Source organism: Nocardioides sp. 503, from assembly GCF_004522095.1.
GTDB lineage: Bacteria > Actinomycetota > Actinomycetes > Propionibacteriales > Nocardioidaceae > Nocardioides.
The window spans coordinates 399,237-421,565 of sequence record NZ_SPUI01000003.1; the positions used below are offsets into that span (position 1 = coordinate 399,237).

Genomic DNA, 22,329 nt, shown 5'->3' on the forward strand with positions numbered 1-22,329 from the left:
CCGCTCAGGGGGTCGGCACGACGTCGAAGAGCGCGTCGATGATCTCTTCCGGGCGCACCCGGTCGGCCAGGGCCTCGAACGTCAGGTGGATCCGGTGGCGCAGCACGCCGTGGCGCAGCCGACGCACGTCCTCGGGAAGGACGTGGTTGCGGCCGTCGAGGACGGCGAGCGCCCGCGAGACCTGCAGGAAGGCGATGCTGCCGCGGGGGCTCGCACCGATCTCGACGTACCTGGCCTGGTCGGACCCCAGCACGTCCCCGACGTGCCGGGTCGCGTGGACGAGCCGCACGATGTAGTCCTTGATCGAGGCGTCGACGTAGACCCGCTCGGTGAGCCGCTGCAGTCCCACCACCTGCGCGGTCGTGAGCACGGGCGACACGTCCAGGGCGTGCGGTCCGAGCGTGCCGTCGGCGACCCGGTCGAGGACGTCGAGCTCGTCGGCCATCGAGGGGTAGTCGACGACCTCCTTGAGCAGGAAGCGATCCATCTGCGCCTCTGGGAGGACGTAGGTGCCCTCCTCCTCGATGGGGTTCTGCGTCGCCAGGACCATGAACGGCTCGGGGAGCTTGTGCACGACGCCCGCGATCGACGTCTGCCGCTCCTGCATCGCCTCGAGCATCGCCGACTGCGTCTTGGCGCTGGCACGGTTGATCTCGTCGAGCAGCACGATGTTGGCGTGCACCGGACCCAGCTGCGTGTCGAACTCGTGGGTGCGGGGGTCGTAGACCTGCGTACCGATGATGTCGCTGGGCAGGAGATCGGGGGTGCACTGGATCCTGGCGAACACGGCGTCCATCGACCGCGCCAGCGTCGAGGCAGCCAACGTCTTGGCAAGACCGGGCACGCTCTCCAGCAGCAGGTGGCCCTCGGCCAGGACGGTTGTCAGCAGCGCGGTACGCACCTGCTCCTGTCCGGCGATCCTCGACGAGAAGACGTCCTCCACCGCCGCAAGCATCCGACGAGCATCGGTGAGCTCACCGGCCTCGATGGTGCTCGACTCAGCGGCCGCGATCGTGCTCAAGGGGACTCCTGGTCGGTGGTCGAGCGTGAGCGCCAAGTAAACCAAGGGTTGGCACTCCCCGCGGCCACTCCAGGATTCCCGGCGCTGACGGGACCGGGCTGCTCCCGCCGTGGTCACGGGGTGGGGAGCAACGCTCCCTCAGCGGGCGAAGGGGCCGCTGGTGGCGGCCCACTGCAGGAGGATCACGGTCTTGGCGTCGGTGATGGTCGTGCCGATGGCCTGGAGGGCGGCGTCGAAGTCGAGCTCCACCAGCTCGATGTCCTCGCCCTCGGCGTGCACCCCGTGGAGGCGGTGGTCGACGCTGCGGGAGTCGTAGGGGGCGGCGAAGAAGTGCAGCCGCTCGGTCACCGAGCCGGGGCTCATGAACAGGTCGAAGAGGTGCGTGACCTCACCGACCTCGACCCCGGTCTCCTCCACGGTCTCGCGCCGGACCGCGGTCTCCGGGTCCTGCTCGTCCAGGAGACCGGCCGCGGCCTCGGTGAGCATCCCGTCGGGGTGGCCGTTGACGTAGGCGGCGTACCTGAACTGGCGGGTGAGCAGGACCCGTCGCTGCTCGGTGTCGTGGAGGAGGATCGTGGCGCCGTTGCCTCGGTCGTAGGTCTCGCGCCGCTCGGTGAGCCAGGTGCCGTCGGCGCGGCGACGGTCGTAGGAAGTGGCGCGCAGGACGTACCAGTCGCACGCCAGCAGCTCGACCTCGCGGACCCTGATGTCGGGGTTGCGGTCGAGGTCGAGACCGGTGAGGTGCAGTCCGGTGCGACCTCGCTTGTCGGGTTCGTCCTCGCCGATCGTCACGTCGTCTCTCCTTGTCGTCTTGCTGCGGTGTGGGCCTTCAGTCCCTGCGGAGCAGAAGGTAGCCGCAGCCGGCCATGGCGACCGCCCACAGGAGCAGGACCGGCAGGTCGCCGCTGTTGAGTCCGTGCCGCGGGCTGAAGGCGATGAGGGTGCGTCCCGCCCACGGTCCGTGACCGGCGATCAGCAGCACCGTGAGCCCGGAGACCGCCAGGGCGATCAGGACGACGACCGCGCGGTCGGTGCCCCGCATCTAGCGGCGGGGCCTGACGTGCAGGCCGACCTCCGGGTCGACGACGACCTCCTGCGCGGCCGGCATGGAGTCCGTGGTCAAGGTGGCGTCGAGGGCGACGTTGCGCTTGACCAGGCCGAGCGCGATGGGGCCGAGCTCGTGGTGGCGCGCGGAGGTGCCGACGAGGCCGACCGGCTTGTCACCGAGGAGCAGCTCGCTCTCGCGGGTGGGGAGGCGGTTCTCGGAGCCGTCGAGGTGCAGCAGCACCAGGCGTCGCGGCGGACGGCCGAGCGTGTGGACGCGGGCGACCGTCTCCTGGCCGCGGTAGCAGCCCTTGTCGAGGTGGACCGCCGTACCGACCCAGCCGACCTCGTTGGGGATCGTGCGGTGGTCGGTGTCCAGGCCGAACCGGGGCTCGCCGCGGGCGATGCGCAGCGCCTCGAAGGCCCACAGGCCGCACGCCGGGCCGGCGGCCTCGGCGAACGTCGTGAGCTGGTCGCGCGGGACGAGGTAGTAGGTGCCTTCGTCTGGTTTCGAGACAGGCGCCAGCGCGCCTTCCTCAACCGACCGCGAGGAGGTGGGGCGCCAGGTGACGGCTACGTCGGCGGTGACGTCGGTGACCTCGACGCGGGTCATGAAGACCATCCGCTCGAGGAAGGCGATGAGCGGGCCGCTGGCGCCGGGCTCCGTGAACGCCGTGAACGACTCGCCGTCGTCGACGCCGCGGAGCTCGTGCTCGACGTGGCCGGTGGGGCTGAGGATCAGCGCCTGGGTCCACACGCCGGGGGCGAGGCCGGCGAAGAACTGCGTGGTGAGGTTGTGCAGCCAGTCGAGGCGGTCGGGGCCCTTGATGCGGATCACGTCGCGGTGGGACAGGTCGACGAAGCCCTCGCCTGCCTCCAGCGAGCGCTGCTCGGTGTTGAACGACCCGTAGTGGGCGGCGACCGGCGCGTCGATGCCGTTGCCGGCGACGGCGCCCGGCAGGGCGAGGAGCGGGGAGGGCGTGGGACCGGTCACGACTCACACCCTCGCGCACAGGTCCCGAAGACCGTGAGGTGGCCGACGTCCACGGCGAAGTCGTGGTCGTCGCGGAGCGTGTCGCGCAGGGAGGTCAGCACACCTGGGTCAACGGAGGTGACGCGCCCACAATTCCGGCAGACGGTGTGGAAGTGCTCGTGGTCGGTCACCGAGTGGTACGTCGGGGCGCGGTCCGACAGGTGCGCGTGGCGCACCAGGCCGAGCCCCTCGAGCACCTCGAGCGTGCGGTAGATGGTGGAGATGTTGACCGCCTCCGACCGCTGGCGCACGTGCGCGAGCACCTGGTCGGGCGTGGCGTGACCGAGCTCCTCGACGGCGGCCAGGATCAGCTCGCGCTGCGGGGTGAGCCGGTGACCGCTCTCCCGCAGGCGCGTGCGCCAGTCGTCGGCCACGGTCATCTCCGCTGGAGCCGGGCCCAGGTGTGGGGCTGCAGCTCCTGGCCCATGGCCGCCATGTCGAAGGCGTAGAGCAGGTCACCCTCCACGTTGCCGTAGAGGCGGTGGCCGCCGACGTACTCCTTGGCGGTGTGGGTGCGCACGACGGCGTCCGTGCTGACCTCGAGCTTCCCCTCGCCGGCGGTGCCGTAGTAGATCTCGACGAAGCCGGTGTTGTGGGTGAGCAGGAGCTCCATCTGCCCGTCGGGCTGGCAGCGCAGGAAGCCGGTCTCGAGCGCCGCGTCGCGCACCTTCTCGCCGGCCTCGTCGACGATCCACGAGCGGGCGAAGTAGTGCAGGAACGGGCGGCCGTCGTGGGTGAAGATCAGCTCCTGCCCGAACTGGTAGGGCTCGATCGTCGGGTAGTCGCCGTGACCGTTGCCGGCCCAGGTGCCGAGCATCCACGCCACCGGTCCGCACTGGGGGTGGAGGTTGTCCGGGAGTTCGAAGGCCACGACGCCAGCCTAGTCTGTCGCCATGTCGCGATCGCTGGTCGTCAAGGTCACCTGCGGAGCGGAGGACGCCGAGCGCAGCAACCAGGGCTTCACCGTCGCCGCCTCCGCTGTCGCCGCGGGGGCTCCGGTGTCCCTGTGGCTGACCGGGGAGGCCGCGTGGCTGGCGGTGCCGGGTCGCGCCGAGCTGTTCGACCTGCCCCACGCGACGCCGCTGGCCGACCTGATCGGCCTGGTCATCGACACCGGGCAGGTGACGGTCTGCTCGCAGTGCGCGGTACGGCGTGGCCTCACCGAGGCCGACCTGCTGAAGGGCGTGCGGATCGCCGGCGCCGCGGTGTTCGCCGAGGAGATCCTGGCACCGGACGCCCAAGCGGTCGTCTACTGAGGTCACTACGCTGCTGGGTGTGAGCTCCAGCAACCCGCCTCCCGACAGCGAGGGCGCCCGCCGCTGGCGCCGCAAGGGCCAGCCGGAGGCGCCGCCGACCTCGCAGACCACCGAGACCGTCGAGCAGGCCCGCGCCCGCGCCGACGAGATGACCTTCGCCGCGGCCCAGGCCGCCTCCCTGCACCGCGCCGCCGAGCTGGCGGCCGCCGAGCAGGCCGCGGAGCGGCTGGTCGCCGAGGAGTCGGCCCTCGCCGCCTCGACCGCGCGCGAGCAGGCCGAGCGCGCCACCTTCCAGCACGCGTCGGCCGCCGCCCAGGCCATCCAGGCCCGTGAGGCCGCGGAGCGGGCCGTCACGGAGCACGCCGAGGCCCGACGGGTCGCCGAGGAAGCCGCCGCCGAGACCGCCGTACGACGGGGCGAGGCGGAGGAGGCCGCCCGGCTCGCGGCCGTGGGCATCGAGGAGGCGACCGCCGCCCGGCTCGCGGCCGAGGAGTCGGCCACCGCGAGCGCCCGGGACCGCGAGGCGGCCGAGACGGCGGCCCGCGAGCGCTCGGAGGAGGCGGCCGCTGCCGCCCAGGCACGCGCCGCCGCCGACGAGGCCGCCGCCGCGGCGGCACGGACGGCCGAGGAGGCCGTGCAGGCCCGCGCCGCCGCCGAGGAGGCCGCCGCCCAGGCGGTCCGTGAGCGCGAGTCGGCCGAGCAGGCCGCGGCCGAGCAGGCCCGCCTGGCCGCGGAGGCCTCGCAGGCACGGGAGGCCGCGGAGCGCTCCGCAAGAGAGCAGGCCGCGGCCAGGACCACCGCCGAGCAGGCCGCCACCGCCCAGGCCGAGGCCCGGCGTAGCGCCGACGAGACCGCCGCCGCCCACGCCCAGCTCGCCGAGCAGGCCCACGAGGCGCGGGCGCTGGCCGAGGGCGCCGCGCAGCAGCAGGCCGAGCGCGCCTTCGCGGCCGCCGAGACCCGCCTGGCCGCCGAGGAGGGCGCGCGCGTCCAGGCCGCCGCCGCCGCCGCGGCCGCACAGGACGCGGCCGCCGCCCAGGCCGCCGGCGCCGAGCAGGCACGTCTCGCGGCCGAGGCCGTGGAGGCGCGGGTGGGCGCCGAGCGCGCCGCAGAGGAGCAGGCTCAGGCCCGGACCGCCGCGGAGCAGGCGGCCGCCGCGCAGGCCGAGGCCCGCCGTGCCGCCGACGAGACCGCCGCCGCCCACGCCCAGCTGGCCCAGGAGGCCCACGAGGCGCGAGCCCTGGCCGAGAGGGCCGCCCAGCAGCAGGCCGAGCGCGCCTTCGCCGCCGCCGAGACCCGGCTCGCCGCCGAGGAGGGCGCGCGCGTCCACGCGGTCGCCGCGACCGAGGCAGCCGAGAGCGCCACCGCCGCCCAGGCCGCGGCCGCGGAGCAGGCCGAGGCCGCCCGACTTGCCCACGAGGGCCGGGTCGCCGCGGAGCAGACGGCCACCGCCGAGAGCGAGGCGCGCGCCGCCGCGGAGGCGTCCGCCAGCGAGCAGGCCGAGGCCCGCAGGGCCGCCGACGAGGCCGCTGCCGAGCACGCCCGGGCGGCCCAGGAGGCGTGGATCGCGCGCGCCGCCGCCGAGCACGCCGCCCGCGCCCAGGCCGACACAGCTGAGGCCGTCGCCCGCGAGCGCCACGCCGCCGAGGAGGCCGCGCGCCTCCAGGGCGTCGCCGCGAGCGACGCCGCCGACAGCGCCACGACCGCCCAGGCGCGGGCAGCCGAGCAGGCCGAGGCCGCCCGCCTCGCCCACGAGGCCCGCGCCGCCGCGGAGGTCGCCGCGCAGGAGTCGTCCCGGCTCGCCAGCGAGGCCCACGAGGCGCGCGTGCAGGCCGAGGAGGCCGCGCAGGCGGCCCTCGCCGCACGCGCCCTGGCCGAGAAGGACGCCCGCGCGCACGCGGAGCAGGCCCGTGAGGCGGTCGCCGAGCGGCTCGAGCTGCAGCAGCAGCTCACCGCGCTGACCCGCGAGGCGGTCGCCACCGCCGAGACCCACGCCGAGGCGCTCCAGGAGCTGCGGACCGAGCTCGACGGGGCGCTCGCCGAGGCCCGCCGTCAGGCCGGGCTCCGCACCGAGGCGGAGGCCGCCGCCGAGAACCGCGCGATGGAGCGCAGCGCGGTCGAGGCCGCCGTACGCCGCCAGACCGAGCTGGTCGAGGAGACGATGCGCGAGCGGCTCGAGGCCGAGCAGCGGCTCGCCGAGCTCACCCAGCGCGTCGCGGGCTCCGCCCCCGAGCCCCGGCCCGAGACCGCACCGTCGTCACCGCCTCCCCCGGCAGCCGACGACGGCGAGGAGCACCGGACGCGGTGGTCACGCCGGCGTCGCTGAGCTGCGTCAGGCGGTCAGACCGGAGCGCAGCGCATCGGCGATCTCGTCGACGGCGGCCCGTGAGCGCCGGCCCACCCCGACGATCTGCAGGAAGCCGTGGATCTGGTCGGGGAAGCGCTGCAGGGTGACCTCCACCCCGGCCTCCGAGAGCCGGCGCGCGTAGGCCTCCCCCTCGTCGCGGAGCGGGTCGAAGCCGGCCGTGGCGACGTAGGCCGGGGCGAGGCCGGCCGGCAGCTCCGCGTGGTAGGGCGAGAGGCGCGGGTCGCGCAGGTCCTGGCCCGGCGGGTTGTAGGAGTCCTCGGCCAGCTGCATGAAGCCGCGGGTGAGGTAGAAGCCCTCATCGAACATCGTGTAGCTGCGGGTCGCGTGCTCGGCGTCGGTCATCGGGTAGACGAGCAGCTGGAAGGCGAGCGGCCAGCCGCGGCGGGCGGCCTCCAGGGCGACGCCCGCGGCGAGGTTGCCGCCGGCGGAGTCGCCGCCGACCGCCAGGCGGGCGGGGTCGCAGCCGAGTGACTCCGCGTGCTCGACGGCCCAGGCGTAGGCGGCCAGCGCGTCGTCGTAGGCGGCGGGGAAGGGGTGCTCGGGCGCCAGCCGGTAGGTCACCGCCAGCACCCGCGCCCCGGCCCGCTCCGCCAGCACCCGGCAGGGCGCGTCGTGGCTGTCGAGGTCGCCGTACATGAAGCCGCCGCCGTGGAAAAAGACGAGCAGCGGGAGGGGACCGGCCCCGGTCACCGCGGGGGTGTAGAGGCGGGCGGGGCGGTCGCCGGCGCGCAGGTCGCGGACGGCGCCGACGGGCTGCTCCCCCGCGACGAGGCGGGTGTGGTGGAGCATCGCGCGGCGCCCCTCGGGGATCGGCATCGTCTCCGCGCCCGGGACCCGCGCCAGGCGCTGCAGCCGCAGCGCCAGCTGCGTCTCGACCGCCAGCTCCTGGCCGTCCAGGCGCACCGGCGGGCCCGCAAGACGGCGCTGCACGCCGTCGGGGAGCGCGAGGGCGCCGCGCAGGAGCGCCTTCTCCAGGACGGCGCGCGCCGTCGTCACGCGTCGTAGCAGCGGGTGGCCCACGGAGTCCGTCACGCCGCGCACGCTACCGAGGTGACACCGCCCGTTCACCCGGCGGTGTCACACTGCGGGCATGCCTCTCGAGATCGTCCCGGAGCCCGTCGCCGTCGACGGGGTCACCCTCAGCGGCGACGCCAGCGACGGTGTCACCGACGAGCCCTACGACGCCGACGTCACCTACGTCCCCGACCCGGAGACCACGGCGGCCATCGAGCGCTTCGACGACCGCTTCCTCGACCGGGAGCTGTCGTGGCTGCACTTCAACCAGCGGGTGCTCGAGCTGGCCGAGGACGAGTCGCTGCCGCTGCTGGAGCGGGTGCGCTTCCTGGCCATCTTCACCAGCAACCTCGACGAGTTCTTCATGGTGCGCGTGGCCGGCCTCAAGCGGCGCATCGCCGCCGGGCTCGCCGTACGCGCCGCCTCCGGGATGCTGCCGCGCGAGACGCTGGAGCGGATCTGGACCGTCACCCGCGAGCTCACCGAGCGCCAGGCCCAGGTCTTCCGCGACCAGCTGGTGCCGGCGCTCAAGGAGCACGACATCGAGCTGGTCCGCTGGGACGACCTCGACCGCGAGGAGCAGAAGTCCTGCAAGCGGCTCTTCCGCGACCGGATCTTCCCGGTGCTCACGCCCCTCGCGGTGGACCCGGCGCACCCGTTCCCCTACATCTCGGGGCTCTCGCTCAACCTCGCGGTCGTGATCCGCAACCCCAAGACCGACAAGGAGCACTTCGCGCGGGTGAAGGTGCCGCCGATCTTCGAGCGGTTCGTGCCCCTGGGCAACGCGCGCTTCGTGCCGCTCGAGGACGTCATCGGCGCCCACCTCAAGCGCCTCTTCCCGGGCATGGAGGTGCTGGAGGCCCACACCTTCCGCGTCACCCGCAACGAGGACCTCGAGGTCGAGGAGGACGACGCCGAGAACCTCCTCGCCGCGCTCGAGAAGGAGCTGCTGCGCCGCCGCTTCGGCCCGCCGGTCCGGCTCGAGGTCGAGGAGTCGATCGCCCCCTCCGTGCTGGAGCTGCTCGTCTCCGAGCTGGGCGTCTCCGACGAGGAGGTCTTCCGGCTGCCGGGGCCGCTCGACCTGCGCGGGCTGCACGGCATCGCCGACCTGACCCACGAGGACCTGAAGTACCCCGCGTTCGTGCCGACCACCCACGCGCGCCTGGCGGAGGTCGAGTCGGCCGCGCCGGTCGACATCTTCAAGGCCGCCAAGCGCAACGACGTGCTGCTGCACCACCCCTACGACTCGTTCGCCACCTCGGTGCAGCGCTTCATCGAGCAGGCCGCGGCCGACCCGCACGTCCTGGCGATCAAGCAGACCCTCTACCGCACCTCCGGCGACTCCCCCATCATCGACGCCCTGGTCGACGCCGCGGAGGCCGGCAAGCAGGTGTTGGTGATCGTGGAGATCAAGGCGCGCTTCGACGAGCAGGCCAACATCCGCTGGGCGCGCAAGCTCGAGCAGGCCGGCTGCCACGTCGTCTACGGGCTGGTGGGCCTCAAGACCCACTGCAAGCTGTCGCTGGTGGTGCGCGACGAGCCCGAAGGCATCCGCCGCTACACCCACATCGGCACCGGCAACTACAACCCCAAGACCTCGCGGATGTACGAGGACCTCGGGCTCATCACGACCAACGAGCGCATCGGCGAGGACGTCGCCCACCTCTTCAACAACCTCAGCGGCTGGTCGCGCAACGCCCGCTACGAGGAGCTCCTGGTCGCGCCCGACAACGTGCGCAGCGGGCTCCTCGACCAGATCTACGCCGAGATCCAGCACCACCGCGCCGGCGAGCCCGCGGGCATCCGGCTCAAGGCCAACTCCGTCGTCGACGAGGCGACCATCGACGCGCTGTACCTCGCCTCCCAGGAGGGCGTCCCGGTCCAGCTCCTCGTGCGCGGCATCTGCGCGCTGCGCCCCGGCGTACCCGGCCTGTCGGAGAACATCGAGGTCCGCTCGATCCTGGGCCGCTTCCTCGAGCACAGCCGGGTGTTCTGGTTCGAGAACGCCGGGCAGCCGGTCGCCTGGATCGGCTCCGCCGACATGATGCACCGCAACCTCGACCGCCGCGTCGAGGTGCTGGTCCGGGTGCCCGCCGCCGACAGCGTGCGCGCCATCGAACGCCTCCTGGACCTGGCGTTCGCGCCGACCGCCAGCGCGTGGCTGCTCGGACCCGACGGCACCTGGGTGCAGAACGAGGGTGAGGTGCATCTCCAGGAGGCGTTGATCGAGGGCCAGCGCAGGCGGCGTACGACGGTCTAGCCCTGCGGCTGCCGCAGGACCCCGGGACCGCGAGTTGCGCACGCGCGACTCCCACCCCCTAGCATGAGGCGCGTTCGTCACCGCCTCATCAGGAGCGTTCCGTGGGTCTGCGATTCCGTCCGGTCGACACCTCTTTCTACGACCTCTTCACGGAGTCGGCCAATCACCTCGTCAGGGGCGCTGACCTGCTCGCGGAGATGCTCAGCGAGGGTGCCGACGCCGCCGACGTGGGGCAGCGCATGCGCGACGCCGAGCACGCCGCCGACGAGACCACCCACGCCATCGTGCGTCGGGTCAACAGCACCTTCATCACGCCGTTCGACCGCGAGGACATCTACTCGCTGGCCTCGGCGCTCGACGACATCATGGACCTGATGGACGAGGTCGTCGACATGATCCTGCTCTACGAGGTGAAGGTCCTCCCGACCGAGCTGTCCCAGCAGGTCGAGGTCCTCCAGCGGTGCGCCGAGCTGACGTCCGCGTCGATGCCGAACCTGCGCTCGATGCAGTCGCTCGAGGAGTACTGGATCGAGATCAACCGCCTCGAGAACGCCGGCGACAAGAACCACCGGCGGATCCTGGCCAACCTCTTCTCGGGCGAGTACAAGACCATCGAGGTGCTGAAGCTGAAGGACATCGTGGAGTCCCTGGAGGACTCCATCGACGCCTTCGAGAAGGTCGCCAACATCGTGGAGCAGATCGCCGTCAAGGAGTCCTGACCCACCGTGGAACTCGCGCTCGTCATCGCTGTCGTCGTCGTCGCCCTGACGTTCGACTACACCAACGGTTTCCACGACGCGGCCAACGCCATCGCCACCTCGGTGTCGACCCGGGCGCTGACGCCGCGCGTGGCGCTGATCATGGCCGCCGTCATGAACTTCGTCGGCGCCTTCCTGGGCCAGGAGGTCGCCAACACCGTCGGCAGCGTCATCTCGCCACCCGACGGCTCGCACGGCCTGGTCATCGTGATGTCCGGGCTCCTCGGCGCGATCGCCTGGAACCTCATCACGTGGTACTACGGCCTGCCCTCGTCGTCCTCGCACGCGCTCATCGGCGGCCTCGTCGGCGCGGCGCTGGCCTCCGGGACGTTCGTCAAGTGGTCCACCGTGCTGGACAAGGTCGTCATCCCGATGATCATCTCGCCGCTCTTCGCGTTCGCCGCCGGCTTCGCGCTGATGCTGGCGATCATGTGGATGTTCCGCAAGCGCAACCCCCACCGCGTGCAGCGCAACTTCCGCTTCCTGCAGACCCTCTCGGCCGCCGCGATGGCGCTGGGCCACGGCCTCCAGGACGCGCAGAAGACGATGGGCGTGATCTTCCTGGCGCTGCTGGCCGGCGGCTTCGTCAAGCCCGAGGACGACCTGCCGCTGTGGGTGATCATCGCCGCGGCCGGCGCCATCTCGATGGGCACGTACGCCGGCGGGTGGCGGATCATGCGCACCCTCGGGCGCCGCATCATCGCCCTCGACCCGGCCCGCGGGTTCGCCGCCGAGTCGGTCGCGGCCGGCGTGCTCTACACGACGGCGTTCGTCTGGTCGGCCCCCATCTCGACCACCCACACCATCACCTCGGCGGTCATGGGCGTCGGCGCCACCAAGCGCTTCTCCGCCGTCCGCTGGGGCGTCGCGAAGTCCATCGTCGCCGCCTGGATCCTCACCTTCCCCATGGCCGGCCTCGTCGCCGCCCTCTGCTACTGGGTGAGCCACTTCCTCATCGAGGTCCTGCCCTAGCCGCTCCGCTGGGGTAGTCCCTAACGAATTCGTGGGCGCGGACCGCGATCGTCCACGAAATTGTTAGGGACTATCCAGCCGGTCAGCCGGTCAGCCGGACAGCAGGTCCGCGAGGAGGGCACGCACGCGGCGGTCGATGTCGTCGCGGATCGGGCGTACGGCGTCAGGTCCCTGGCCGGCGGGGTCCGGGAGCTCCCAGTCCTCGTAGCGCTTCCCCGGGAAGATCGGGCACGCGTCGCCGCACCCCATCGTGACGACCACGTCCGAGGCGGCGACGTCCTCGGTGAGCAGCTTGGTCGGGACCGCCTGCGAGACGTCGATGCCCAGCTCGGCCATGACCTCCACGACCGCGGGGTTGACCGAGTCGGCCGGTGCCGAGCCGGCCGACCGCACGGCGACGCGACCGGCCCCGTGGTGGGCCAGCAGGGCGGCGGCCATCTGCGAGCGGCCCGCGTTGTGGACACAGACGAACAGGACCTCCGGCACGGCGGGGGGCTGCGGGGCGGTGGTCATGAGGTGCTCCTGACGGGGTCGGTGGACCAGGTGAAGCGGCGCCGCGCCCACAGGGCGACGTACACGAGCCCGACCAGGGCCGGCACCTCGATCAGCGGCCCGACGACGCCGGCGAGCGCCTGCCCGCTGGTGACGCCGAAGACGCCGATCGCGACCGCGATGGCGAGCTCGAAGTTGTTGCCGGCGGCGGTGAAGGCGAGCGTGGTGGAGCGCTCGTAGGACATCCGCAGGCGGTGGCCGAGCAGCATGGAAAGGCCCCACATGAGGGCGAAGTAGGCCAGCAGCGGCAGCGCGATGCGGGCGACGTCGCCGGGCCGGCCGCTGATCGCGTCGCCCTGGAGGGCGAACAGCACCACGATCGTGAAGAGCAGCCCGTAGAGGGCGAAGGGGCCGATCCGCGGGAGGAACGTCGTCTCGTACCACTCCCGCCCGCGCGCCCGCTCGGCTCCGGCGCGAGTGAGGTAGCCGGCCAGCAGCGGGACGCCGAGGAACACCAGCACGCTCAGCGCGATCTCGCCCGGCGAGACGTCGAGCGCGCTCTGCTCGAGACCGAGCCAGCCGGGCAGCACCTCGAGGTAGAACCAGCCGAGACCCGCGAAGGCCACGACCTGGAAGACCGAGTTGACGGCGACCAGGATCGCCGCGGCCTCGCGGTCGCCGCAGGCCAGGTCGTTCCAGACCAGCACCATCGCGATGCAGCGGGCGAGGCCGACGATGACCAAGCCGGTGCGGTAGTCGGGCAGGTCCGGCAGCAGCAGCCAGGCCAGCGCGAACATCAGCGCCGGACCGACCACCCAGTTGAGCACGATGCTGGCGACCAGGAGGCGCCGGTCGGCGGTGACGTGGCCCAGCTCGTCGTAGCGCACCTTGGCCAGCACCGGGTACATCATCACCAGCAGCCCGACCGCGATCGGCAGGCTGACCGACCCGATCTCGACGGCGGACAGCGCGTCGTCGAGACCGTCGACGCCGCGTCCGAGCAGCAGACCGAGAGCCATCGCCGCGACGATCCAGACCGGCAGGTAGCGGTCGAGCGTGGAGAGCCGCTGTCGAGTCTCGGTCGCGGCGGGGACGGTCGTGGTCACGCCGGCGCGAGGACGGAGTCGAAGAGGCTGCCGAGCGCGGCGATGGCCTCGGGGCGGGCGCGGTAGTAGACCCACACGCCGCGCTTCTCACGCTCGACGAGCCCCGACTCGTGCAGGACCTTGAGGTGGTGGCTGATCGTCGGCTGCGACAGCTCGAAGGCCGGCAGCAGCTCGCACGCGCAGGCCTCGGCACCCTCGCGCGACATCACCATCGACATCAGCCGCAGCCGCACCGGGTCGGCGAGCGCCTTGAGCATCGGAGCGATCGCCTCCGCCTGCGCTTCTCCCATGGGCTCCCGCGCCAACGGGGCACAGCAGGCCAGGTCGTCAGATATCGACATGCATCAATATTGACAGACGTCGATGTCACACGGCAAGTTGGTCGCATGAGCACGCACCCCGTCCTCCCCCTGGTCATCGTCGGCGCCGGCCCGATCGGCCTCACCGCCGCGGCGCACGCGCAGTCACGCGGTCTGCGCACCCTCGTGCTCGAGGCCGGCCCGACCGCCGGCGCGGCCGTGCGGCAGTGGGGACACGTCCGGCTCTTCTCGGCCTGGTCCGAGCTCGTCGACCCCGAGGCCCGCCGGCTGCTCACGGCCCGCGGCTGGGCGGCGCCCGACCCGGCGGCGTACCCGACAGGTGAGGAGTGGTCGCGGCACTACCTCGACCCGCTCGCCGAGGCGCTCCAGGCCACCGGCGAGGTGGAGGTGCGGCTGGGCGCGCGGGTGGTGGGCGTGACGCGCCAGGGCCGCGACCGGCTGGTCGACTCGGGTCGCGCGGAGGCGCCGTTCGAGCTGCGGGTGGCGACGGCCGACGGCGTACGCCGCGTGCTCGCCTCGGCGGTGATCGACGCGTCCGGTACGTGGGGCGACCCGAGCCCTCTGGGGTCCGACGGCCTCCCGGCGTACGGCGAGGCGGAGCACGCCGACCGCATCACCTACGGCATCCCGGACCTCGCCGCGCCCGAGGCCGTCGAGCGCTACGCCGGACGGCACGTCGCCGTCGCCGGAAGCGGCGCCTCGGCCCAGAACGTGCTCGTCGCGCTGGCCGGGCTCGCCTCCCGCGGCACGACCGTGTCCTGGCTCGTGCGCCGCGGGGCGACGGCCGACGCGTTCGGCGGCGGCGACAACGACCAGCTGGAGGCGCGCGGCGCGCTCGGCAAGGCGGCCGAGGCCGCGGTCGCGACGGGTCCGGTGCACGCCGTACCCTGCTTCCGGGCCGCGGAGGTCGGCGAGGACCCCGCGCGACCCGGCGCCCTGCGGATCACCAGCACCGACGGCGCCACCGTCGACGGCGTGGACGAGGTGGTCGTCGTGACCGGCTTCCGCCCGGACCTGGGCTGGCTGGGCGAGATGCGCCTCGACCTCGACCCGGTGCTCTCGGCCCCCACGCGCCTCGCGCCGCTGATCGACCCCAACGTCCACTCCTGCGGCACGGTCTACCCCCACGGCGCCGCCGAGCTCGCCCACCCGGAGCCCGGCCTCTACCTCGCCGGCATGAAGTCCTACGGCCGCGCGCCGTCGTTCCTGGCGCTCACGGGATTCGAGCAGGTCCGCAGCATCGTCGCGGCCCTCGCCGGCGACCATGAAGCCGCCGCCCGCGTCGAGCTCGTCCTCCCCGAGACGGGTGTCTGCGGCGGCTCCGGCACGTTCGACGACCCCGTCGCCGAGGACAGCGGCTGCTGCAGCACGTCGACCGCGGACCTGCTGACCATCGGCCGCCCGGCGGGATAGTCCCTAACGTTCTCGTGGTGACGGGCCGCGATTGACCACGAATTTGTTAGGGACTACCCCGGTGGTGGGGGCGTTCAGGCACGACGGTGGGCGAGGAGACGAGCGCGCTGCGACCGGGTGAGAGCGCGGCGCTGGGCGACGGTGTCGGTCGGGACCCACCACGAGGGGCGCTTGAGGGTCCAGCGGCGCTCGTCCGCCGTACGGCGTTCGGCCCGGCGGTAGCAGTCGCGCAGGCGCCACTCGAAGTGGTGGGGGTCGGGCGAGTCAGCTGCCAGCATGGTGACGTACTCCAGGCCCGCACGCCGCAGGTCCGCCTCACGCCGCACGTCCTTCGACCGCTGAGGGCCGGTGAGGTGATGGGCTCCGTCGTACTCCCCCACGACGCCGGCGACGGGATCGAGCAGGTCTGGGGTGCCGAGGTGCTGCCCGTCCAGACCGAAGACGGGGACGTTGCACAAGAGCCGCGGACGATCGGGCTCCGGGCGCCAGACCAGCCGCATGTCGACCTCCCGCGGGGACCAGGCGTTCTCCTCGGCGAGCGCGAGGGCCGCACGGCACTGAGGGACGCCGGTCCAGCCGTTGAGGTGCGGGAGGTACGCCGCGCACTCCTCGAGCGAGACGAGGTCGTCGTACGCCGCCATGTCGAGCGCCCTCACCGCCGCGCGCAGATCAGGCGCGTAGCGCGCCTCGAAGCACACTGACCGTGCGGCGACTGTCAGCGGCACGCCGTCGTGCACGAGAATCTCGCGCACGTTGAGACGCTCCTCGCTGATGAACACTCCGGGCTGGCGCCGAGCGTGGAGCATGGTCGCGACAGCGACGTCCCGCGACGCCGGCGATCCGTCTCGCCACAGGTCGTCGCCGCGGAACCACCGCCCGCCCATCCAGCACAGCGCCGCCCAGCCCGTGACGCCGCCGTAGCCGGGGATGAGCTGTGCGGCCTCGACGATCCTCTGCTCGGGAAGGTCGGCACCGACGGATGCGGGGACGAACAGATTGGGTCCGGTGCGTCGCCAGCGCGGACCCCGCGCCTCGTTGGGAGTCGGGCCCGCGAGCCCCCGGGGGTCGACCGGAACCGGGACGACCACGCCGGGGTGGCCGGCATGGGGACCCGTGGCTGCGAAGGTGACCTTCCGTCGCATGGCGACAGCGTCCCCGATGGCCACCCATCGCGTGTCCGTCCTCCACAGGGGCCGGTGGAGGGCAAACCCGACGGCGGGGTAGTCCCTAACGAATTCGTGGTGTTTGGCGGTGAATCACCACGAATTTGTTAGGGACTACCCCGACCGACAGCCCAACTGCCAGGCTCAGCCGAAGCGGCCCGAGATGTAGTCCTCGGTGCGCTTGTCGGTGGGGTTGGCGAAGATGTGGCTGGTCTGGTCGAACTCGACGAGGAGGCCGGTGCGGTTGCCGGTGGTCTCGTCGGGGCGGGCGGTGAAGAAGGCGGTCCGGTCGGAGACGCGGGCGGCCTGCTGCATGTTGTGGGTGACGATGATGATCGTGTAGTCGTCGCGCATCTGCAGCATCAGGTCCTCGATGCGCGACGTGGCGATCGGGTCGAGCGCGGAGCACGGCTCGTCCATCAGGATCACGTCGGGCTTGGTGGCGATGGTGCGCGCGATGCAGAGCCGCTGCTGCTGGCCGCCGGACAGGCCGTAGGCGGACTGCTTGAGCTTGTCCTTGACCTCGTCCCACAGGGCGGCGCCCTGGAGCGCCTCCTCGACCAGGTCGTCCATGTTGTCGACCTTCATGCCGGTGACCCGCGGGCCGTAGGCGATGTTGTCGTAGATCGACTTGGGGAACGGGTTGGGCTTCTGGAAGACCATGCCGATCTGGGTGCGTACGGCGATCGGGTCGACGTTGCGGCCGTAGATGTTCTGCCCGTGGTAGGTCACCTCGCCCTCGACGCGGGCGCCCGACACGAGGTCGTTCATCCGGTTCAGGCAGCGCAGCACGGTCGACTTGCCGCAGCCCGAGGGGCCGATGAGCGCGGTGATCTCGTGCTTGCCGAACGACAGGTTCACGTCGTGCACGGCGTGGAAGTCGCCGTAGTAGACGTTGAGCTTCAACGCCTCCATCACCGGCTCGGGCGGTACGGCGGGCAGCTCGCGCTCGGACTCGGCGCTGGCGCCGGTCATCATCGAGATCTCGCGACCGTCGGCGTTCACTCGCGTGGACGCGGTGGCGGGGTGGCTGGACATGGTTTCTCCTACCAGGTCTTCTGGAACTTGTTGCGGATGAAGATGGCGAGTGCGTTCAGACCGAGGATCATGATCAGCAGCACGATGATGGCGGCGGAGGCCGCGGTCCTGAGGTCCTCCTGCGAGTTCGAGGTCAGCGAGTAGATCTGCATCGGCAGCGCGGTGATCTCGCTCATCACCCCGGTGGGGTCGAAGAGCACGGAGCCGGCCAGGCCGACGACGACGAGCGGTGCCGCCTCGCCGATGGCGCGGGACAGCCCCAGGATGGTGCCGGTGGCGATCCCGGGGATCGCGGAGGGAAGCGTCTGGCGCCAGGTGGTCTGCCACACCGTCGCGCCCAGCGCGAGCGAGCCCTGCCGGATGTCCTGCGGCACGGCGCGCACGGCCTCGCGGGTGGTGATGATGATGACCGGCAGGATCAGCAGGGCGAGCGCGATGGCGCCGCCGAGCACGATGCCCGTGGTGTTGAAGCCCATCAGGGCCATCACGGCGACGGCGAGGAGGCCGTAGACGATGGCGGGGACGGCGGCGAGGTTCTGCAGGTTCACCTCGATCAGCCGGTTCCACCAGCGCTCCTTGTCGGCGAACTCCTCGAGGTAGAGGGCGGCCGCGATGCCGAGAGGTACGGCGAACAGTGCGGTGAAGAGCATCAGCCACAGGGATCCGAGGATCCCGGCGCGGAAGCCGGTGGACTCGGGCCGGACGATCGAGCCGTAGTTGGTGAGGAGCTCGGAGTCGAAGCGCGGGGCGCCCTTGACCGCGGTGTCGACGATCAGCACCAGGAGCACCATCACGCCGAAGAACAGGGAGAACCACAGCGCGCCGAGGAACACCAGCGAGCCGACGTTCTTGTCCTTGCTGCGTCCGCTGGAGATCGCGCGCGTGACCTCACGCGCTGTCGTGGTCGCGACACTCATGTCAGTAGGCCTGCCTGAATCGTCGGACGAGGGCGATGCTGATGACGTTGATGATGAAGGTGATGACGAAGAGCAGCAGGCCGACGGCGAACAGCTCGTTGTAGGAGCTGGAGCCCACGGCGTTCTCACCGCCTGCCGTGGTGGCGATGAAGCCGGTCATCGTCTGCATGCCCTCGCGGGGGTCCGCCGAGAGGTTCTTCAAGGAGCCCGAGGCCAGCGTGACGATCATCGTCTCGCCGACGGCGCGCGACATGCCGAGCACGATGGCCGCGGCGACGCCGGAGAGCGCGGCGGGGAGCACGACGCGCAGCGTGGTCTGCATCCGGTTGGCGCCCATGGCCATGGAGCCCTGCCGCATCGACTGCGGCACGGCGGACAGCGCGTCCTCCGAGAGGGACGCGACGGTGGGGATGATCATGACGCCGAGCACGAGCCCGGCGGCCAGGGCGTTGGTGAAGCCGACCTTGAGACTCAGGATGTCCTGCAGCAGCGTCGGTGTCACGAAGGTGAGCGCGAAGAAGCCGTAGACGACCGACGGGACGCCGGCGAGCAGCTCGACGGTGGGCTTGAGGTACTTGCGGGCCCGCTGCGAGGCGTACTCCGAGAGGTACATCGCCGCGCCCAGCCCGAGGGGGACGGCGACCAGCAGCGCGATGATCGTCGTCATCGCCGTGCCGGCCACCAGCGGCAGGACCGCATGGGTGCCCTTCGTCGCGAAGAAGTCGCCGACGGGCACGTCGCGGAAGAAGTCGATCACGGGGCGGACCAGGGCGAAGATGATGCCGATCGTGATCGCGACCGACAGCAGGGCGGAGGCCATCAGGACCGCACGGATGACGGCCTCGCCCGGACGGCTCTTCTTGCGCAGGTTGTGCGCGGCGGGCAGGCCCGTCCCGGAGGACGGGCCTGCCCCGGCGCTGGAGATGGTGCTCATCAGCTGGTCAGAGACTCTCGGTCAGCCCTTGATGCCCTCGAGCGCGGTCTGCGTCTCGGAGTAGAGCTCGTCGCTCAGCGGGATGAACTTGCCCACCTCGGCGATGTCGGAGAGGTTCTCGATGTAGAAGTCGACGTACGCCGCCACGGCCTTGTTGTCGTTGTACTTGGCGTTGTTGACGTAGACGAACAGCGGGCGGGCCAGCGGCGTGTAGCTGCCGTCCTGCGCGGTCTCGGCGGAGGGCTCGACGCAGCCGTCGCCGCTGTCGATGGCCAGCGCCTTCAGCGTGTCGGTGTTCTCCTCGTAGTACGTGTAGCCGAAGTAGCCGGTCGCACCCTCGGTGCCGCCGACGCCCTGGACCAGGACGTTGTCGTCCTCGGAGGACTCGTAGTCGCTGCGGGTCGTCTCCGACTCGGCGCCGATGACGTCGGCGGCCATGTAGTCGTAGGTGCCCGAGTCGGTGCCAGGACCGAAGAGCTTGATCTCCTGGTCGGGGAAGCTGGGGTCCAGCTCCTTCCAGTTCTTGACCTTGGAGTCGGGGCCCCACAGCTTGATGATCTGGTCGACGGTGAGGCAGTCGACGTCGAGGTCCTTGTTGACGACCATCGTCAGTGCGTCGGTGGCGACCTGGAGCTCGGTGTACTCGATGCCGGCCTCCTCGCAGATCGCGGCCTCTTCGTCCTTGATCGGGCGCGAGGCGTCGGAGATGTCGGTCTTGTCGGCGCAGAACGCCTCGAAGCCGCCGCCGGTGCCGGACTCGCCGACGGTGACCTTCACCTTCGGGCTCTCCTCGGCGAGCAGCTCCTGGGCCGCGACACTCATGGGGTAGACCGTGGACGAGCCGTCGACGGCGACCTTGCCGCTGACACTGTCGCCGCCGCCGTCGCTACCCGCGTCGCCGCCGCCGCAGGCGCTGAGCGCGAGGGCGAGGACGGCCATGCCGGGCACGAGGGCCCGTCGGACTGAAGTGCGGTTCACTGCGTATCTCCTGTGTCGTCTGTGGTGTGACGATCAGGAGTGTTGAGGCCGGAGGTGGACGGATCCGGGGTCGTCGGTGAACGAGGGGTGAACTCGGCCCGCCCAGTTGGCGACGCTCCGCCGTGCGTGAGACGGCAGTCACGTGAACAAGCCCGGGAGGGCTTGACGCGGGCGCACCATTCGTGACTAGGGCGACTAGCGGAGGGCGTGCCGCTCCGTGGCCACGACGCGGCCCTTGCGCAGGTGCGCGACGAGCATCTCCCCGACGTCCAGCTGGGGGTCCTCGAGCCCGAGCGCGTCGAAGACCTGGGGCAGGACCGGCCGGTGCGTGCACAGCAATGCGTCGCGCTCGTCCTCGAGCAGCCCGGCCACCACGCGGCGTACGCGCTTGGGGGTGGCGTCCTCCTCGCTGAGCCGGTCGTCGCGCTCCAGCTCCCACCCGGTCGTGCCGGCGTACGGCGCCACGGTCTGGACGCAGCGCTCGCTCGCGGACGTGACCACCCGGTTGACGCCGTACGCCGCCAGCACGGGGACGAGCCGCTCCGCCTGGGCACGCCCGGTCAGGAGCAGCGGCCGCTCGCGGTCGTCGCCGCGCCAGGCCTTGCGCGAGCGCGCCTTGCCGTGGCGCAGCACGACCAGGGTGCGGGTGCGGCGCCGTGCGCGCAGCGCCTCGCCGAGGGTGTCGCGGTCGTAGTCGTAGGTGAGGCGCGTGAAGGCCTCCTCGGCGTCGACCCACGCGACGGCGTCGATCTCGGCGTTGGGGGCGTAGCCGCTGACGTCGTCCTCCCCCACCGGGCGACCGGTCCAGTAGTGGACGGTCTTCATGCGGCCGGTCGTCAGGGCGTAGCGCTGGCTCGCCAGGGGCACGCCGAGCCGCACGTGCAGGCCGGTCTCCTCCGCCACCTCGCGCACGGCGGCGGAGGTCCGGTGCTCGCCGCGGTCGAGCTTGCCCTTGGGGAACGACCAGTCGTCGTACTTGGGCCGGTGCACGAGCAGCACCCGCTTGCCAGGGCGGAAGACCACGACGCCCGCGGACTGCACGTCCGGGGGTGGAGGGGCGGGCATGCCGACTAGTCTCACACCACCCGCGCCCGGAGGAGAGCCGACATCACCGTGACACGACGCCGACTGGTGACGACCGCCGTCGGCGTGCTCGTGGTGGCGCTCGTCGTGACGGCGGCCGTGGTCGGGGTGCGGTGGTGGCGCGAGGCGCACCGGACCGACCTGGAGCGCGCCCTGGACCTCGCGCCGGGCGACGGCGAGCGCTTCTCGTGGACCGACTGGGCCGCGGTGCGCGAGGAGCTCGGGGCGGACCTCTCCGCCGACAGCCCGCAGGACGAGGTCGTGGACTTCATGGGCGAGGGGTACGACGCCGACCTCACCTCCGCGTCGGCGCTTCCGGAGTCCGCGCAGCAGCTGCACGTGCAGTACGGCTTCTCCCCCGCCTCGGTCGACTGGGAGCTGTTCAGCCAGTCGAAGGCCGGCGCCGTGGTGATGCTGCACCTTCCGGACGCCGCCGACTGGGACGGGATCGCCGACCGGCTGCGGCGGCTGGGCTACCGAGAGCCCGACGACGAGGACGGCGTGTGGCTGGGCGGCAACGACACGCTCGGCCGGATCGGCGGCGTCACTCCGGAGCTGAGCTACGTCAGCCTGCTGGAGGACGAGTCGCTGATCCTCACCAGCGACGCCAAGGCCTACCTCGAGACCGCGGTGGACTCCGCGGTCGGCGACGGCGACCCCGTCGAGGGCCTCGACGAGGTGGTGGGGGCGTCCGGCGAGCCGCTGTCGGCGGCGATCTACACCGGCGCCCAGGCCTGCGCCGCGCTGTCGATGGGCCAGGCCGACCCCGACGACGAGGCCGAGGCCGACCGGCTGGTCGCCAAGGCCGGCGAGGTCGACCCGTTCACGGCGTACGCGATGTCGGTCCAGCCCGACCGCGACCTGCGCCTCGCGCTCTCCTTCGAGACCGACGACCAGGCGCGCCGCAACGCCGACTCCCGCGCGGCCCTGGCTGCCGGCCCCGCGCCCGGCCAGGGCGGCGACTTCGCCGACCGCTTCACCCTCGGCGACGTCGAGGCCGACGGCACCCTGCTCACCATGGAGCTCGCCCCCGTCGAGGGCACCTTCGTGCTCTCCGACCTCTCCACCGGCCCGGTCCTCTTCGCCACCTGCTGAGCGTCGCGTCGGGGTAGTCCCTAACAAATTCGTGGTGGGACACGTCGAATGGCCACGCTTTTGTTAG

At 72.1% G+C, this 22,329-nt stretch carries 23 protein-coding genes; 7 read left to right on the forward strand and 16 right to left on the reverse strand.

All coding sequences use genetic code 11. The features are described from left to right. Positions 1–4 precede the first annotated feature (4 nt). The 6 genes from E4622_RS09285 to E4622_RS09310 form a co-directional block, all read right to left on the reverse strand. Positions 5–955, reverse strand: a complete 951-nt coding sequence (locus E4622_RS09285) for an AAA family ATPase (protein WP_134740757.1) — start codon at positions 953–955, stop codon at positions 5–7. A 204-nt stretch (positions 956–1,159) separates the two neighbouring features. After that, positions 1,160–1,813, reverse strand: a complete 654-nt coding sequence (locus tag E4622_RS09290; protein WP_134739921.1) for an NUDIX domain-containing protein — start codon at positions 1,811–1,813, stop codon at positions 1,160–1,162. A 37-nt stretch (positions 1,814–1,850) separates the two neighbouring features. Further along, positions 1,851–2,063 carry a hypothetical protein gene (locus tag E4622_RS09295; RefSeq protein ID WP_134739922.1) on the reverse strand — a complete coding sequence of 71 codons (213 nt, stop codon included), beginning with the start codon at positions 2,061–2,063 and terminating at the stop codon, positions 1,851–1,853. Then, positions 2,064–3,059: a folate-binding protein YgfZ gene (locus E4622_RS09300; RefSeq protein WP_134739923.1), complete on the reverse strand. Its 996-nt coding sequence runs from the start codon at positions 3,057–3,059 to the stop codon at positions 2,064–2,066. Then, positions 3,056–3,478, reverse strand: coding sequence for a transcriptional repressor (locus E4622_RS09305; RefSeq protein WP_134739924.1), 423 nt, complete (start codon positions 3,476–3,478; stop codon positions 3,056–3,058). The genes E4622_RS09300 and E4622_RS09305 overlap by 4 nt, the downstream gene beginning before the upstream one ends. Beyond that, positions 3,475–3,969 (reverse strand): FABP family protein, encoded by a 495-nt coding sequence (locus tag E4622_RS09310; RefSeq protein ID WP_134739925.1) that lies wholly within the window; start codon positions 3,967–3,969, stop codon positions 3,475–3,477. Before E4622_RS09310 ends, E4622_RS09305 begins: the two co-directional genes overlap by 4 nt. 22 nt (positions 3,970–3,991) lie before the next feature. On the opposite strand from E4622_RS09310, the gene E4622_RS09315 reads away from it, so the two are divergent. Continuing rightward, on the forward strand, positions 3,992–4,354 hold the full coding sequence (locus E4622_RS09315) for a DsrE family protein (protein ID WP_134739926.1): 363 nt from the start codon (positions 3,992–3,994) through the stop codon (positions 4,352–4,354). 19 nt (positions 4,355–4,373) lie between these two features. Continuing rightward, complete coding sequence (locus E4622_RS09320; protein ID WP_134739927.1) at positions 4,374–6,677, forward strand: hypothetical protein; 2,304 nt, start codon at positions 4,374–4,376, stop codon at positions 6,675–6,677. A gap of 6 nt (positions 6,678–6,683) precedes the next feature. Here the strand turns inward: E4622_RS09320 and E4622_RS09325 are convergent, their stop codons facing one another. Further along, entirely contained in the window at positions 6,684–7,751 is a 1,068-nt protein-coding gene (locus tag E4622_RS09325) for an alpha/beta hydrolase (protein ID WP_245155968.1), read from the reverse strand. 58 nt (positions 7,752–7,809) lie between these two features. Here E4622_RS09325 and E4622_RS09330 point away from each other — a divergent pair, with 58 nt between their 5' ends. The 3 genes from E4622_RS09330 to E4622_RS09340 all read left to right on the forward strand — a co-directional run bounded on the left by E4622_RS09330 (position 7,810) and on the right by E4622_RS09340 (position 11,723). After that, positions 7,810–9,993: an RNA degradosome polyphosphate kinase gene (locus E4622_RS09330; protein ID WP_134739928.1), complete on the forward strand. Its 2,184-nt coding sequence runs from the start codon at positions 7,810–7,812 to the stop codon at positions 9,991–9,993. A gap of 101 nt (positions 9,994–10,094) precedes the next feature. Then, the gene (locus tag E4622_RS09335) at positions 10,095–10,712 is read left to right on the forward strand and encodes a DUF47 family protein (protein WP_134739929.1); all 618 of its coding nucleotides are present in this window, start codon (positions 10,095–10,097) and stop codon (positions 10,710–10,712) included. Between the two features lie 6 nt (positions 10,713–10,718). Beyond that, positions 10,719–11,723, forward strand: a complete 1,005-nt coding sequence (locus tag E4622_RS09340; protein WP_134739930.1) for an inorganic phosphate transporter — start codon at positions 10,719–10,721, stop codon at positions 11,721–11,723. Between the two features lie 90 nt (positions 11,724–11,813). Here the strand turns inward: E4622_RS09340 and E4622_RS09345 are convergent, their stop codons facing one another. The 3 genes from E4622_RS09345 to E4622_RS09355 are packed head-to-tail and all read right to left on the reverse strand — an operon-like array spanning position 11,814 to position 13,662. Next, the gene (locus E4622_RS09345; RefSeq protein WP_134739931.1) at positions 11,814–12,236 is read right to left on the reverse strand and encodes an arsenate reductase ArsC; all 423 of its coding nucleotides are present in this window, start codon (positions 12,234–12,236) and stop codon (positions 11,814–11,816) included. Next, positions 12,233–13,321 carry an ACR3 family arsenite efflux transporter gene (gene arsB / locus E4622_RS09350; RefSeq protein ID WP_280633750.1) on the reverse strand — a complete coding sequence of 363 codons (1,089 nt, stop codon included), beginning with the start codon at positions 13,319–13,321 and terminating at the stop codon, positions 12,233–12,235. Before arsB ends, E4622_RS09345 begins: the two co-directional genes overlap by 4 nt. Continuing rightward, positions 13,318–13,662 (reverse strand): metalloregulator ArsR/SmtB family transcription factor, encoded by a 345-nt coding sequence (locus tag E4622_RS09355; RefSeq protein WP_134739932.1) that lies wholly within the window; start codon positions 13,660–13,662, stop codon positions 13,318–13,320. Before E4622_RS09355 ends, arsB begins: the two co-directional genes overlap by 4 nt. 45 nt (positions 13,663–13,707) lie before the next feature. Here E4622_RS09355 and E4622_RS09360 point away from each other — a divergent pair, with 45 nt between their 5' ends. Further along, a complete protein-coding gene (locus tag E4622_RS09360) occupies positions 13,708–15,054 on the forward strand; it encodes an NAD(P)-binding domain-containing protein (RefSeq protein WP_134739933.1) in 1,347 nt (448 codons plus the stop codon). A 74-nt stretch (positions 15,055–15,128) separates the two neighbouring features. Here E4622_RS09360 and E4622_RS09365 read toward each other — a convergent pair whose 3' ends face one another. From E4622_RS09365 to E4622_RS09390, 6 genes are all read right to left on the reverse strand, one after another. Next, the gene (locus tag E4622_RS09365) at positions 15,129–16,196 is read right to left on the reverse strand and encodes a hypothetical protein (RefSeq protein WP_134739934.1); all 1,068 of its coding nucleotides are present in this window, start codon (positions 16,194–16,196) and stop codon (positions 15,129–15,131) included. A 165-nt stretch (positions 16,197–16,361) separates the two neighbouring features. Next, complete coding sequence (gene pstB, locus E4622_RS09370; RefSeq protein ID WP_209021922.1) at positions 16,362–17,132, reverse strand: phosphate ABC transporter ATP-binding protein PstB; 771 nt, start codon at positions 17,130–17,132, stop codon at positions 16,362–16,364. A 131-nt stretch (positions 17,133–17,263) separates the two neighbouring features. Continuing rightward, positions 17,264–18,172 (reverse strand): phosphate ABC transporter permease PstA, encoded by a 909-nt coding sequence (pstA, locus tag E4622_RS09375; protein WP_134739935.1) that lies wholly within the window; start codon positions 18,170–18,172, stop codon positions 17,264–17,266. A gap of 1 nt (position 18,173) precedes the next feature. Next, positions 18,174–19,106 (reverse strand): phosphate ABC transporter permease subunit PstC, encoded by a 933-nt coding sequence (gene pstC / locus E4622_RS09380; protein WP_134739936.1) that lies wholly within the window; start codon positions 19,104–19,106, stop codon positions 18,174–18,176. A gap of 21 nt (positions 19,107–19,127) precedes the next feature. Continuing rightward, complete coding sequence (locus E4622_RS09385) at positions 19,128–20,084, reverse strand: PstS family phosphate ABC transporter substrate-binding protein (RefSeq protein ID WP_134739937.1); 957 nt, start codon at positions 20,082–20,084, stop codon at positions 19,128–19,130. A 195-nt stretch (positions 20,085–20,279) separates the two neighbouring features. Then, the gene (locus E4622_RS09390) at positions 20,280–21,149 is read right to left on the reverse strand and encodes an NUDIX hydrolase (RefSeq protein WP_134739938.1); all 870 of its coding nucleotides are present in this window, start codon (positions 21,147–21,149) and stop codon (positions 20,280–20,282) included. 48 nt (positions 21,150–21,197) lie between these two features. Between E4622_RS09390 and E4622_RS09395 the strand changes: the two genes are divergently transcribed. Beyond that, positions 21,198–22,262, forward strand: a complete 1,065-nt coding sequence (locus E4622_RS09395) for a hypothetical protein (RefSeq protein WP_134739939.1) — start codon at positions 21,198–21,200, stop codon at positions 22,260–22,262. The last annotated feature ends 67 nt before the right edge of the window (positions 22,263–22,329 follow it).

What these genes read in the sequence shown, in the direction of transcription:
- pstA (WP_134739935.1), bottom strand. Translation starts at nt 18,172, where the DNA reads ATGAGTGTCGCGACCACGACAGCGCGTGAGGTCACGCGCGCGATCTCC.
- E4622_RS09285 (WP_134740757.1), bottom strand. Translation starts at nt 955, where the DNA reads ATGCTTGCGGCGGTGGAGGACGTCTTCTCGTCGAGGATCGCCGGACAG.
- E4622_RS09360 (WP_134739933.1), top strand. Translation starts at nt 13,708, where the DNA reads ATGAGCACGCACCCCGTCCTCCCCCTGGTCATCGTCGGCGCCGGCCCG.
- pstB (WP_209021922.1), bottom strand. Translation starts at nt 17,132, where the DNA reads ATGGAGGCGTTGAAGCTCAACGTCTACTACGGCGACTTCCACGCCGTG.
- E4622_RS09305 (WP_134739924.1), bottom strand. Translation starts at nt 3,478, where the DNA reads ATGACCGTGGCCGACGACTGGCGCACGCGCCTGCGGGAGAGCGGTCAC.
- E4622_RS09355 (WP_134739932.1), bottom strand. Translation starts at nt 13,662, where the DNA reads ATGTCGATATCTGACGACCTGGCCTGCTGTGCCCCGTTGGCGCGGGAG.
- E4622_RS09330 (WP_134739928.1), top strand. Translation starts at nt 7,810, where the DNA reads ATGCCTCTCGAGATCGTCCCGGAGCCCGTCGCCGTCGACGGGGTCACC.
- E4622_RS09365 (WP_134739934.1), bottom strand. Translation starts at nt 16,196, where the DNA reads ATGCGACGGAAGGTCACCTTCGCAGCCACGGGTCCCCATGCCGGCCAC.
- E4622_RS09315 (WP_134739926.1), top strand. Translation starts at nt 3,992, where the DNA reads ATGTCGCGATCGCTGGTCGTCAAGGTCACCTGCGGAGCGGAGGACGCC.
- E4622_RS09295 (WP_134739922.1), bottom strand. Translation starts at nt 2,063, where the DNA reads ATGCGGGGCACCGACCGCGCGGTCGTCGTCCTGATCGCCCTGGCGGTC.
- E4622_RS09390 (WP_134739938.1), bottom strand. Translation starts at nt 21,149, where the DNA reads ATGCCCGCCCCTCCACCCCCGGACGTGCAGTCCGCGGGCGTCGTGGTC.
- E4622_RS09345 (WP_134739931.1), bottom strand. Translation starts at nt 12,236, where the DNA reads ATGACCACCGCCCCGCAGCCCCCCGCCGTGCCGGAGGTCCTGTTCGTC.
- pstC (WP_134739936.1), bottom strand. Translation starts at nt 19,106, where the DNA reads ATGAGCACCATCTCCAGCGCCGGGGCAGGCCCGTCCTCCGGGACGGGC.